Genomic DNA, 12,955 nt, shown 5'->3' with positions numbered 1-12,955 from the left:
GCGCGATGGTAGGCTCAGAACGGTCGGAAATCGTTCGTCGAGTGCAATGGCATAAGCCTGCCTGACTGCAAGACTGACAAGTCGAGCAGAGACGAAAGTCGGTCATAGTGATCCGGTGGTCCCGCGTGGAAGGGCCATCGCTCAACGGATAAAAGGTACGCCGGGGATAACAGGCTGATGACCCCCAAGAGTCCATATCGACGGGGTTGTTTGGCACCTCGATGTCGACTCATCGCATCCTGGGGCTGGAGCAGGTCCCAAGGGTATGGCTGTTCGCCATTTAAAGCGGTACGTGAGTTGGGTTCAGAACGTCGTGAGACAGTTCGGTCCCTATCTGCCGTGGGTGTAGGAATATTGATAGGATCTGTCCCTAGTACGAGAGGACCGGGATGGACGTATCTCTGGTGGACCTGTTGTCGTGCCAACGGCATAGCAGGGTAGCTATATACGGACGGGATAACCGCTGAAGGCATCTAAGCGGGAAACCCACCTAAAAACGAGTATTCCCTATCAGAGCCGTGGAAGACCACCACGTTGATAGGCCGGGTGTGGAAGTGCGGCAACGCATGCAGCTTACCGGTACTAATAGCTCGATCGACTTGATCACTCCCATTTACAATATCCATCAAGCTTCGCTTGACGAATACCAGCTTTAACTTCTGTCCTCACGCTGTCGCGGCTAAAGCCGCTTCGCTCCGGACAGGGCGCCGGACAACCGGCGGCACGCAGTCGCGTGCTTATTGTTTATCAGTGCAGAAAGAAAATAAGAGCAGAGGAAACAGTGAGCTAACATACTCCCTTACTGCCCTATTCCCCTACTCCCCTAATCCAGCTTCTCAATTTGTGTTCTTCGCCGACCTGGTGGTTATGGCGGAGCGGCTGCACCCGATCCCATTCCGAACTCGGCCGTGAAACGCTCCAGCGCCAATGGTACTTCATCTTAAGATGCGGGAGAGTAGGTCGCTGCCAGGTCTGCTAAGCACACAAATTAAAACATCTTCTCAAATCATACAAAACACTCCAAACATGCGATAATCGCTAAAAATACCCAACCGGTTCTAAAATAAAACACCCTGGCGCGGGGTGGAGCAGCCCGGTAGCTCGTCAGGCTCATAACCTGAAGGCCGCAGGTTCAAATCCTGCCCCCGCAACCAAACTTCCCTGAAAATACTATAAGCTTCGGTCCATGCACCATCCAGGTCGTATGCGGGTACGGCTTGTGCACGCTTCAAGGAGCAACCCGTTCGACCTGCAATCGATTCACGGGATCTATTTTTTGAGGTCTCACCTCTTCAGGATGCGAATTGACGAGCAGTCGATCAACTGTATATCGCCGTCGTAAGCATCTAATATCGCGTTGAGAATGCGCGCCCGGTGCCCTGAATGGCGCCATCTGTTGAAGCGATTTACAGTCGTACAGACCGGAGCGGGCTGGAATATCTGCCCATGGCGCACCTGTTCTCAGCCGCCAGAATATACGGTTCAAAACACGTCGAGCGTCAACGTGGGCCTTACCATGCACTTTGGTCGGATGAAGCGGTTCAATTGCGGACCATTCGAAATCAGTTAAATCAAAACGGGCCATCATTGCCTTCAAATGAATGGAGACAGTGAATCACAAACCACTCAAACCGAAAACTATTTCATGGGTATATGACCCGGTGCTTGGTTCCACAGCAGCCAATTTGCGACTTCTGGTCTGAAACGATCTAAAAGCAAGGCGCCTCTTATGAGCAACATGGGTTACCGATAGAGCTGTTTCGTTTATTGTTCGATTTCGGTGATAGCCAGTTCACGAGAATGAAATAGACGGCATTTTCCTGCCCCGATAGAAAGCGGCATAACGTTTATTGCAGGAATAACATGCCGATCTATGAGCTGGCTGCGGCGGGGGCAGCAACGTGCTGGGCACTGACGGGCCTCATTTCCGCCTGGCCAGCCGGTCATCTGGGCGCGCTTGCCTTCAATCGTGTGCGCCAGGTGTTCGTGTCGAGCCTGCTCGCCATCTACGTGATTGCCACCGGAAAATGGCAGCAATTGACCGGCGATGTCGTTCTGCCGTTGCTGCTTTCAGGTTTCATCGGCATTTTTCTGGGCGACACCCTGCTTTTCATCACGCTGAACAGGCTTGGGCCCCGCCGCTCCGGCATTTTGTTCGCCATGAATGCGCCAATGACCGCATTGCTGGGCTGGCTGGTGCTAGGTGAAACGCTTTCCCTGACCGCCGTGCTCGGTATTGTCATCACGGTTTTCGGTGTTTCGCTGGCGATCTTCTTTGGCAAGCGCGCCAATCAGCAGCATCCATGGGAAACGATCAAAGGGTCGCTGTGGGCAGGTGTCGGCCTCGGGCTTTTGTCGGCGCTTGGTCAGGCCATCGGCTCGATCATCGCACGTCCGGTGATGGAAACGGGCATCGACCCGTTTGTCGGCTCCATGTTGCGGGTCGGTATTGCCGCCACCTGTCTGTCGGTTTTGATGCAGCTGCCCTTCGCAGCCGTCAAGCCCCGCAATCCGCTCAACTGGCGGGTTGGAGCGATGACGGCCCTGACCGGCTTCCTGTCGCTTGGCGTCGGCATGACCTTGCTGCTTTTTGCTTTGTCGGGCGGGAAAGCGGGCATTGTCTCGACCATTTCGGCCACAACGCCCGTCATCATATTGCCGCTGCTCTGGCTGCGAACAGGCGAGCGCCCGGCAGCGGGCGCATGGCTCGGGGCCGCCTTTGCCGTGGTCGGCATGGCGCTGATCTTTATGCGTTAGGACGCTGCGCGTCCTTGCTGCGCGCCATCCAGCGCTCGCGGAAAGCCCTGCGCCGTGAACGCCAACGCGGGCGCGGAAGCGTCTGCGCGGATGTTTTGCTGCGCATTGCCGGGGGCGGCGACAGCAGGCGGATGAAGAACAGGATGCAGACACCGATGGTGAACAGCCAGAACATTTCGTCGGTAAGATCGTTGATCATAGTCTCATTCCAGCGGTTCGCCCGACGTTCAAAAACTTGAGTATGCGGCGTGCATCAATGATTAGGAAATTGAAATAGAACACCGGCCTGACGGAATCGGATCGGTGCATTTCAGTAGAGATAGCTTCTGGCGAAACTAAGTCCAAGTCACGATAGTGTGCTTATTTGCCAAGCTGATTATTGTGTCACGACCTTGGGTTTCAGGCGCAGGATCAGCGGCACAAACACCAGCGCGACAGCGGGGAAAACCAGCCAGTTGATGGTTTCCCAACCGGAAGCGTGCAGCAGCGATCCCGCGAAGAACGAAGCGCAGGCAACCGTGCCGAACATGATGAAATCATTGGCGCCTTGTGCCTTGCCGCGTTCGGCGGGCGTGTGGCAGTCGGTGACCATCGCGGTGGCACCGATGAAGCCGAAATTCCAGCCGATGCCAAGCAGGATCAGCGCAAACCAGAAATGGCCGACATCGAAGCCGCCGAGCGCGACGGCTGCAGCCCCGGCGATCAGGATAAGCCCGAGCGCGGTGATCTTTTCCTTGCCATAACGGGCAATCAGTTTGCCGGTGAAGAAGCTCGGTCCAAACATGGCCAGCACGTGCCACTGAATGCCAAGCGCCGCATGGTCCACCGAATGGCCATGGCCGACCATGGCGATAGGCGCCGCCGTCATCACGAAGGTCATCAGGGCATAGGAACAGACACCCGCCGCGACCGACAGGATGAAGCGCGGCATTTTCAGAATTTCGATCAGGGGTCTGCCGGTGTCGTTGTTGGCATTGGCTGCTTTGACGGCCTTGGGCGCGCGCAGCATGAACAGCACCGGCAATGCCAGGAGGCCAAGCACCGCCTGGCTCAGAAAACTGCCCGCGAACATGGCGTCGGGGATGGTATCGCGCGTCCAGATCACCAATTGCGGGCCGACGATTGCGGCGATAAGACCGCCGACCATCACATAGGAAATTGCTTTGGCCTTCATGTCGCCGCTGGCGGCGTCTGCTGCGGCAAAGCGATAGCTTTGCACATAGGCGGCATAGAGACCCGCCGCCAGCGTGCCAAGGCAGAAGATCAGGAACGATGCCGAGAAAATGCCGGCGGCTGCGATCAACCCCGCCGCCACGCCGACAAGTGCGCCGAGCATATAGGCATTGCGCCGTCCGAGTTGGCGCATGAAAAATGCGGCAGGCAATGTGCCAAGCGCGAGCCCCAGATTGAACAGGCTGACGGGCAGGGTGACAAGGGCTGGATCAGACGACAATTTCTGCCCGACAAGACCGCCAAGCGAGATGACGATGGGCGGGCTCGACGCGCCGAGCGCCTGTGCCATCGTCAGGATAAGAATATTGCGGCGAACGGACGAATTGTCGGTCATATTTTCCCTCATGCAGCGACGCAGGAAATTAACGTCATAGTTGCCCGCCGAATAGAGGAAAAATATTCCATACTGACGAAGTTGGTTTTTCCTCTCGCCGGCACGGAAGTCTTCAAAGCTTCATTGGACAGTCAAGCACGTGTCACGAAGCTTGCTTACCCAATGCGCATTGCTCAATCGGAACGGGGACATTCCATGCATCGCTCTTTAGGCACTTCGACCCTTCTCGCTAGCCTGCTGGCTTTCACCATCGCACCGGCCTCGGCTGAGGAAAAAGCCTTTCCGGCAACGCTCAAGGCTCATGCGATCCTGCCAGCCAACACGGTTATCGCGGCACCGGATGATGCGGCAGACCATTTGAAGACCTCCGGCAAGTTCACCACCGCCGACCGCAAACGCGCCGAGGGCATCGGCACGATCGAGGGCAAGGATGGCGTGCGCAAGACCGGCCTTTCGCTTCCTTTCGACGGCCAGCCGGTGCAGGGCTTTTCCGGCATCAAGACGATGGAAGATGGCAGCTTCTGGACGCTGTCGGACAATGGTTTTGGGTCGAAGCTCAACTCGCCCGATGCCATGCTGATGCTGCACAATGTGAAATTCGACTGGGACAATGGCAAGGTCGAGCGGGTAAAAACCCTGTTCCTCACAGACCCGGACAAGAAGGCGCCGTTTCCGATTGTCATGGAAGGCGCGGAAAAGCGCTATCTGACCGGGGCCGATTTCGACGTGGAATCGATCCAGCCGGTGGCGGATGGTTTCTGGGTGGGCGAGGAATTCGGTCCCTTCCTTTTGAAATTCGATACTGAAGGCAAACTGACCGACGTATTCGCGACGCAGGTGGGTGAAACGCCGGTCGTTTCGCCGGACAATCCGAAGCTCGCTTTGCCTGCCAATCCGAGCCTCAAACTTCCGGCATACAATCTGAAGCGTTCGGGTGGCTTCGAAGGCCTTGCCATGTCGAAGGATGGTTCGAAGCTTTATGGTCTTCTCGAAGGCCCGCTTTTCGTCGATGGCGCGCCGGAAAAGACCGAAAGCGGCAAGACCGGCCTGCGTATTATCGAGTTCAGCGTGGCCGACAAGAAATGGACGGGTCGTTCGTGGCTCTATCCTCTGGCCGATGGCGGCGAAGCAATTGGCGATTTCAACATGCTGGACGCCAGCACGGGTCTGGTGATCGAGCGTGACAACGGCGTTGGTGTTGCGGAAAAGGCCTGTGCCGATCCGAAGAAGCCGCAAGCCGATTGCTTCGACGTGCCGTCCCAGGTGAAGCGCATTTACAAGATTTCCTTCGACGACAGCAATGTCGGCAAGGAAGTGCGCAAGATCGGCTATATCGACCTGCTGGCCATTGCCGACCCGGACAACAAGCGCCGTCAGGGCGGTCATGACGCCATTTACGACATGCCCTTCCTGACCATCGAAAATGTCGACCGCGTAGACGATACCCATATCATCGTCGGTAACGACAACAATCTGCCGTTCTCGGCTGGCCGTTCGCTCGACAAGGTTGACGACAATGAATTCGTGCTGCTGGAAGTCGGCGATTTCCTGAAAGCCGAATAAGCCGCTTGTGCCATGATTGAAGAAAAGCCGCGGGATCGTCTCGCGGCTTTTCTGTCTGTGCACGACAGAACTGCCGACATGGAAGTTTTCTTCGCTCTATCTATTTGTTTTTGCGCATTATCCTACGCAAAACCGCTTCGCACTTTTGCTGGAAATGCTCTATGGTGCCCTAAAGTTCTATGGAGGAAGCCGTTGAAGATTTTTATTTTCGGCAGTGTGAATGTGGATGTCAGCGCCCGCATGGCGGCGCTGCCTCGTCCGGGGCAGACGGTGAATGCATCGGGCTATGGCATCGGTCTCGGCGGCAAGGGCGCCAATCAGGCTGTGGCTGTCGCCAAGCTTGGCGGCGATGTGCGTTTTGTCGGCGCGGTGGGCAACGATGCTTTCGGTGATCTGGCCGTCAAGCAGATGCAGGAATTCGGGCTCAATACGGTTGGCGTGCGTGTGACCGATGGTGTCGATACGGGCATGGCGATCATTCAGGTTGACGAGGCCGGCCAGAACACGATTGCGGTTTGTGCGGGTGCCAATGCGCATTGGTCGGCAGCCGATATCGACGCTTATGCTGCCGATATTGCCAAGGCGAAGATCACCCTCTTGCAGCGCGAAGTGCCGCATGAGGTTAATCTGGCTGTTGCAGGGGCGGTAAGGGCTTCCGGCGGTCAGGTGCTGTTCGATCCGGCGCCGGTTGGCGATGCCAGCCGCATGGCGGACCTGATCGCACTTTGCGATATCATCTCACCAAACGAGACGGAAGCCGCCGAAATCACCGGCATTGAGCCAACCGATCTGGCCTCGGCAGAAGCGGCAGGCCGCAACCTTCTGGAACGCGGCCCCAAGACTGTCATCCTCAAGCTTGGCAGTCGTGGGGCACTGCTGGTCACGGCGGATGAGGTCAGGCATTTCGAGCCATTCAAGGTCAAAGTCGTGGATACGGTCGCTGCCGGTGACAGTTTCAATGGCGGCTTTGCGGTTGCCTATGCGGATGGAAAATCGCTGCATGATTGCGTGCGTTTCGCGTCCGCCTCGGGCGCGATAGCAGTCACGCGGGCAGGTGCTGGTGCGGCAGCACCGACCGCGCGCGAAGTGGAAGCGCTGATCGCCAGCGCCTGAATTTCAGTCGTCAAACAGCAAGCCGCGCTGGCTGGACCAGCGCGGCTTTTTCGTTTTGACGAGGGATCAGAGCGTCGCCAGACGTTCCGTCAAAAGCGCGAAGAAACCATCCGCATCGACATCCTTGATGAAGAGCGCGTTCTTCGGGCGGTCGGTCACTTCCCACCAGTCGACGACGGTTTCACCGATGGTCAGCTCCGAATTGATTTCGATTTCCACATTGCAATGGCGACCGGAGTAAAGCTCCGGCTTCAACAGATAGGCGATCACGTTTGGATCATGCAGCGGGCCGCCATCGGTGCCGTATTTCGCCTCGTCATAGCGCTCGAAGAATTCGAGCCATGCCGCGACGACTTCACCGACATGGGTGCCGAGACCGCGAATGGCGGCGATGCGTTTTTCGGTGGTCAGCACTTTGTGCGTCACATCGAGCGGCAGCATGGTGATCTGGATGCCGGATTTGAACACAACCGCTGCGGCATGCGGGTCGACATAGATGTTGAATTCCGCCGAAGGCGTGATGTTGCCGCCTTCGAAATAGCCGCCGCCCATCAGCACGATTTCCTTGACGCGTTCGGCGATCTTCGGTTCGCGGATCAGCGCGGAGGCGATGTTGGTGAGCGGTCCCAGCGGGCAAAGCGTGACGGTGCCGGGTTCCTCTTTCATCAGCGTTTCGATGATGAAATCGACGCCGTGCTGCGCCTGCAGCGGCATTGTCGGCTTGGGCAGGTCATAGCCGTCGAGACCGGTTTTGCCATGCACGTTTTCAGCCGTCACAAGCGGGCGTACCAGCGGGCGGATGGAACCTGCAAACACCTTGGTGTCCGGCTTCTTCGCCACTTCGCAGATGGTGCGCGCATTGATTTCCGTGCGCGCCAGCGGGCCGTTGCCCGCAACAGCGGTAATGCCGAGAATGTCCAGCTCCGGGCTTGCGAGCGCCAGCAGAATGGCAACGGCGTCGTCCTGACCGGGATCGGTATCGATAATGATTTTACGGGCCATGTTAGGGTTCCTAATAGGGGAATTAAAGAGCGTTGCGCGCTGCATCGACCGTCTGGTCGACAAGCGCTTCGAAAGAGATTTTCGCCGGGCGGCGCATATAGGTGACGATGTCGTCGGCCAAAAGCGGCTTCGACCAACGTTCCGCGATGATACCGGAGCCGTGCTGGATGGCGATCATGCTCAGGATCTGCGCGGCGTTGCAGTCGACGTCGTGACCAATGCCGCACACGATTTCGAGCGTGCGGTCGAAATCGCCTTCGCCGAACCACAAGGCGATAACCTGAGCCGCCGCATTCGGATAGACGTGGATCCAGTTATATTCGGCATATTCCGCATCGCATTTCGCCCATGCGTCCTGCCAGCTGGCTGCGGAATGGCAGGCATCAAGCGCGAAGGCCAGAACAGCGCCATATTCCGTTTCGGTTGAAAACAGCCCAATCGTTGAGACAAGCAGTTCGCGCGTGTCTTTCACCACAAAAGCGCAGGCGGCCATGACGGCGTTGAACACCTCGCCCAGAATGCCGTTGCCGGCATGGGAGATTTCGGCGTCCATCCATGCAAGCCGTGCCGCTTCGCGGGCGCGACCGGGCACAACCATGCCGCAAATGGTGCCACGCATCTGCGCGCCGATCCATTCATCGAATGGATTGTCTGATGTGCCGGTTTCCGGCGGCGTCAGGCCACGGCGCATATTGGAAAGCGCGATGGCTTCCGCCGACCAGCCAAGCGGGATCAGCGCGGTCCAGCGCTCGGCAATATCGCGGCTGGTGACAGCGGAACCCTTGTCGCCAAAGGCTTCCAGAAAGGCGATTTCGAAGGTGATATCGTCATTATAGGTGTTGGGCTCGCGCACATAATCGCGGATCGGCCCGAAAACCTCCATGATGTTTTCAGCCGTATAGCCTTCCAGTGCCGTTCCCGCCGCCGCGCCCACGAGTTGCGCCATCCATGCGGCTGCGGTGCGGTCGCGGAAATCGTCTGCATGCACAGCGTAGAGCACATCATCCGGCCATTGGACGGCGGCGTCGAACTCCTCCCACGACCCATATCGCACTGTCTTCTGCGAAATGTGGTTCGGGTCGGGCGTTGCTGCCCGCATCAGCACGCGCAGGCGCATGTCGATCCGGTAGAGCGTTTCGAAATCGCCACGCTCAAGCGCTGCCAGCCCATCGCTGAGAAGCTCTGCATAGGGTTCCAGCACATAGCCCTTGTTTTCGAGCGATTGCAGCGCGCCTGCCATCAGGCATTCGGGTGCTGCCGATCCGGGCACATTGCTTTTCCAGAACATGGCCATGAGATCGTCCTGCGCCTTCATGACGGCGCTCGCATCCCATGTCTGTTCTTCCGCCGTCCGCACCACGGGTTTGGTGTCGCGCAGCAGATCGCGGGTCAGTTCCCAAGCCTTCATGTTCTTCTCATTTTCATGCATGTCAGGAGTTCTTCAATTGCCGTGCGCGCCGCTGCTTGCGGGCGGCATGGATCGTCAGCACGACCACCGGAACGAGATAGGGGATCATCTGCATCAGTTCGAACGGCAGTCCGAGACTTTGCAGCGTGATGGCAAGCGATTCCGCAGCCGCCAGTACAAGGCTCGCGGCAAGCGTGCCCCATGCCGTTCCCTGTCCCATCACTTCGGCTGCAATCGCGATAAAGCCGCGACCGGCAGTCATGTTCTGGGCAAACCAGGTCACATAGCCCAGTGAAAGATAGGCGCCCGCCGCACCGCCGAAGAGGCCGGACAGGACAAGCGCCTGCATCTGCACACGCCGGACCTGAATGCCTGCGGCGCGCGCCGATTTGGGATCGACGCCGGTGGCGCGCAGATGCAGGCCGAAACGGGTGCGCATCATCAACAGGCTGACCGCCGGGACGGCCAGAAGGGCGGCGAAGGTCAGCACATGAATATTGCCGATGAAAGGCACTGGCAGGCTTGGCAATGCGCCGCTTTTCAGCGCGCCCGACATGCCCTTGTCGCCGGTGGCGAGATAAAGGCCGAGCGTGGTTGCCGCCGCCGCCGCAATGTTGAGCGCAATGCCGGTCATGATGAGGTCGGTGCCGAGACGGTTGACCGAAACCGACATGATCCAGCCGAGAAGCGCGCCCGCAATCAGCGCGGCCAAAAGGCCGATGGCCGGGCTTCCCGTTGCGGCACTGGCCAGAACGGCGATGAGCGCCGCCACAAGCATCATGCCTTCCATGCCGATGTTCAGAACACCGGCGCGGTCGGAAATCATCACGCCAAGCGCTGCCAGCAGAAGCGGCGTCGCCACACGCAGGATCGTGCCGATGAAGGACGGATCGAGAATTTGTGCGAGAACGGTGCTCATGGCTGCACTCCGGCTTGTTCGCCTTCACGATTGCGCAGGCTTCGGATCAGCCGCAGCACGGTCGGATGGTTATGGATGACGCTGGCCGTGGCACCCACCATGATGGCGGCGGTCACCAGCCCGACCACCTCGGTCGGAATATTCATGTTGCGGGCGAGAAGATCGCCGCCCACCTGAACAAAGCCGAGGAACAGGGCAGCCGGGATGAGCATGAACGGGTTTTCCCGCGCCAGAATGGCGACGACAAGGCCGGTCCAGCCATAGCCGGGCAGGTCCAGCCAGGAAAAGCGCGCATGAAGCCCGAGCACTTCGAGCGCCCCTGCCATGCCCGCCACCAGACCGCCGACAATCTGCGCCCGCATGATGATACGTTTCAGCGGTAGGCCGAGATGATTGGCGAAGCCGGGGCTGGAGCCCGCAATGCGGATATCAAGGCCGGAGCGCGTCCAGTAAAGCCAGATGCCGCCCGCGATACAGGCCAGAATGGCGATGATCGAGCCGCTGTTGAGGCGTGTGCCCGCCAGAAGCCGGTCGAGCTTGGCCTCGGCGGGAATTCTGTAGGACATCATGCCGCCCGCAGCCGGATCGCGGATGACATAATTCAGCACGAACAGGCCGAGGAACAGGAAGGCATAGTTCAGCACCAGCGAGGTCACCATTTCCGATGCGCCGTAGCGCAGGCGCAAAGCCGCCGGAATGGTGCAGGCAAAGCTGCCCGCAACCGCGCCGCACAGAATGGCGACAGGCAGCGAGAACCAGCCGAGCGACGGGATCAGCACGGCACCCGTCACCGCGCCGAGCGCGCCCAGAAAGAAGCCGCTTTCGGCACCGAGATTGAACAAGCCGGAGCGGAACATGATGGTGATGGCAAGCCCGGTCAGCATGATCGGTGTTGCCGCTTCCACCATATTGCCCATATGGCGGATGCTGCCGAAGGGGCCGAGGAAAAACGTCTTCAGAATCGCCGCCGGGTCATCCTGCATCAGTGCCAGCGGCACCAGCAGCACGGCCATAATGACGGCAATGACCAGCACGGTCAGGAAGAACGGAACGAGGGAAGCCAGAATTTTGCGCATCAGGCAGCCACCTTGGTTCCGAGCATATAGGGGCCGAGCGTCGCAGGTGTGATGTCGGGCCCGTTTTCAAGATGGGCAACGATGCGCCCGTTGAAAAGCACAACGACACGGTCGCTGAGGCGCAGCAATTCGTCGAGATCGGCGCTGACCAGCAGAACCGCGCAGCCGCCCTGCGCCACTTCATCGATGCGGCGATGCAGGAAAGCCGCCGCCGAAACGTCGATGCCGCGCGTCGGCTGATCGGCGATGAGAAATTTCGGATTGGTCGCCAGCTCGCGCGCTGCAATCAGCTTTTGCGCATTGCCGCCGGAAAGGGAATCGAGCCGCTCCGTAATCGCGCCGGCGCGCACGGAATAGCGCCTGATCATATCCTGCACGCGCGTCTTGATCGCATTCCAGCGCAGGAACGGCCCCTGATCGGTGTCCGGGTTGCGGTCGGTTCCAGCGATGGCATTTTCCGCCAGCGACAGGCCCGGCGCGCCGCCTTGCGAAAAGCGGTCGGCAGGAAGATAGGCAAGGCCCTTTTTGCGCCAGCTGGCCGTATCGGCGCGCAGCATGTTTGCGTCGTTGAAGCTGATAGTGCCGGTCGCGGCTTCCGCCAGACCGGACAGGACGGAGACGAGGCCGCGCTGGCCGCTGCCATCCACACCCGCAACGCCGACGATTTCGCCTGCGCCAATGGTGAGGGTGATATCGTTGATGCGGTCGGCAGGATCGGGCGCCATGGTCGTCACGCCATTCATGGTGAGAACAGTTCTGGTCGGACCGGTCTTGTGGGCGCGTTTTGGAATATCCACCGCGTGGCCCATCACCATCTGCATGATGGCATCGTCGGGCACATCGGCAAGCTTTTCCGTGCCGGTGACAGCACCGGCGCGCAGCACGGTGACGCTTTCCGCCAGTTCGCGCACTTCGTTCAGCTTGTGCGAAATGAAAAGAATGGTGATGCCGTCGTCGCGCAGGCTTTTCAGCCGTCGCATCAGTTCCTCGATCTCCGGCGGAGAGAGAACGGCAGTCGGTTCATCGAGGATCAGCAGGCGTGTGCGGCGCGCCAGCGCCTTCAGGATTTCGACCTTTTGCTGGGCTGCGACGGATAGTGTGCCCGTGATCGCATCCGGGTCGGCATGCAGGTCATAATGCTGCATCAGTTCATCGACCATTTTGCGCGCGGCAACGCGGTCGATCAGCCCGGCCTTCACCGGTTCATGGCCGAGAATGATGTTTTCGGTCACGGTCAGCGTCGGCACCAGCGAAAAATGCTGGTGCACCATGCCGATGCCCTTGGCTGCGGCATCTTCGGGCGACCATGCGGTAATGTGCTGGCCATCGACGACGATTTCGCCCGCCGTGGCATTCTCGATGCCGAACAGGATTTTCATGAGCGTCGATTTACCGGCACCGTTCTCGCCGCAGATGGCGTGGATCGATCCGGCGCGGATCGTAAACGACACGTCGCGCAGCGCGACGGTGCCGTTCGGATAGACCTTGCTCACATCGCGGAAGGCGACGATGGCATCGCCGCCTTCATGTGTTTCAGCTTGATTTGCCAC

10 protein-coding genes, 1 tRNA gene, 2 rRNA genes and 1 pseudogene (1 of these 14 running past the window's edge) are annotated in these 12,955 nt (G+C 58.9%); 6 read left to right on the top strand and 8 right to left on the bottom strand.

Translation table 11 applies throughout. From position 1 onward, the window contains the following. The 3 genes from WIX40_RS04775 to WIX40_RS04765 form a co-directional block, all read left to right on the top strand. A 23S ribosomal RNA gene (locus WIX40_RS04775) occupies positions 1–607 on the top strand (it extends 2,206 nt beyond the left edge of the window). Positions 608–857: 250 nt separating this feature from the next. Beyond that, positions 858–972: ribosomal RNA gene (rrf, locus tag WIX40_RS04770) — 5S ribosomal RNA — on the top strand. Between the two features lie 105 nt (positions 973–1,077). Further along, a tRNA-Met gene (locus WIX40_RS04765) sits at positions 1,078–1,154 on the top strand. Positions 1,155–1,296: 142 nt separating this feature from the next. On the opposite strand, the pseudogene WIX40_RS04760 reads toward WIX40_RS04765, so the two are convergent. After that, positions 1,297–1,585, bottom strand: a pseudogene (locus tag WIX40_RS04760) (transposase); the annotation flags it as partial. A gap of 278 nt (positions 1,586–1,863) precedes the next feature. Here WIX40_RS04760 and WIX40_RS04755 point away from each other — a divergent pair. Beyond that, positions 1,864–2,757 carry a DMT family transporter gene (locus WIX40_RS04755; RefSeq protein ID WP_339438832.1) on the top strand — a complete coding sequence of 298 codons (894 nt, stop codon included), beginning with the start codon at positions 1,864–1,866 and terminating at the stop codon, positions 2,755–2,757. Here WIX40_RS04755 and WIX40_RS04750 read toward each other — a convergent pair. Next, positions 2,747–2,956: a hypothetical protein gene (locus WIX40_RS04750; RefSeq protein WP_109367858.1), complete on the bottom strand. Its 210-nt coding sequence runs from the start codon at positions 2,954–2,956 to the stop codon at positions 2,747–2,749. The two genes, WIX40_RS04755 and WIX40_RS04750, sit on opposite strands and share 11 nt — an antisense overlap. Positions 2,957–3,133: 177 nt before the next feature. Beyond that, entirely contained in the window at positions 3,134–4,324 is a 1,191-nt protein-coding gene (locus tag WIX40_RS04745; protein WP_339438830.1) for an MFS transporter, read from the bottom strand. A gap of 195 nt (positions 4,325–4,519) precedes the next feature. Here WIX40_RS04745 and WIX40_RS04740 point away from each other — a divergent pair, with 195 nt between their 5' ends. Beyond that, complete coding sequence (locus WIX40_RS04740) at positions 4,520–5,887, top strand: esterase-like activity of phytase family protein (RefSeq protein ID WP_339438828.1); 1,368 nt, start codon at positions 4,520–4,522, stop codon at positions 5,885–5,887. Between the two features lie 240 nt (positions 5,888–6,127). Continuing rightward, complete coding sequence (gene rbsK, locus WIX40_RS04735) at positions 6,128–7,000, top strand: ribokinase (RefSeq protein WP_339440939.1); 873 nt, start codon at positions 6,128–6,130, stop codon at positions 6,998–7,000. 66 nt (positions 7,001–7,066) lie between these two features. Here rbsK and WIX40_RS04730 read toward each other — a convergent pair whose 3' ends face one another. Genes WIX40_RS04730 through WIX40_RS04710 form a run of 5 tightly spaced genes read right to left on the bottom strand, consistent with a single transcriptional unit; the run spans position 7,067 to position 12,955 of the window. Beyond that, entirely contained in the window at positions 7,067–8,002 is a 936-nt protein-coding gene (locus tag WIX40_RS04730) for a nucleoside hydrolase (RefSeq protein WP_078339011.1), read from the bottom strand. Positions 8,003–8,024: 22 nt separating this feature from the next. Beyond that, positions 8,025–9,410, bottom strand: coding sequence for an ADP-ribosylglycohydrolase family protein (locus WIX40_RS04725; protein ID WP_339438823.1), 1,386 nt, complete (start codon positions 9,408–9,410; stop codon positions 8,025–8,027). A gap of 22 nt (positions 9,411–9,432) precedes the next feature. Further along, on the bottom strand, positions 9,433–10,329 hold the full coding sequence (locus WIX40_RS04720; RefSeq protein ID WP_140023519.1) for an ABC transporter permease: 897 nt from the start codon (positions 10,327–10,329) through the stop codon (positions 9,433–9,435). Then, positions 10,326–11,405: an ABC transporter permease gene (locus WIX40_RS04715; protein WP_339438818.1), complete on the bottom strand. Its 1,080-nt coding sequence runs from the start codon at positions 11,403–11,405 to the stop codon at positions 10,326–10,328. Before WIX40_RS04715 ends, WIX40_RS04720 begins: the two co-directional genes overlap by 4 nt. Beyond that, complete coding sequence (locus tag WIX40_RS04710; protein ID WP_339438817.1) at positions 11,405–12,955, bottom strand: ABC transporter ATP-binding protein; 1,551 nt, start codon at positions 12,953–12,955, stop codon at positions 11,405–11,407. Before WIX40_RS04710 ends, WIX40_RS04715 begins: the two co-directional genes overlap by 1 nt.

Origin of the sequence: Ochrobactrum teleogrylli (assembly GCF_037482325.1) — a bacterium.
In the GTDB taxonomy this organism is placed as follows: domain Bacteria; phylum Pseudomonadota; class Alphaproteobacteria; order Rhizobiales; family Rhizobiaceae; genus Brucella; species Brucella teleogrylli.
This window is presented reverse-complemented; position numbering and strand designations above follow the sequence as displayed.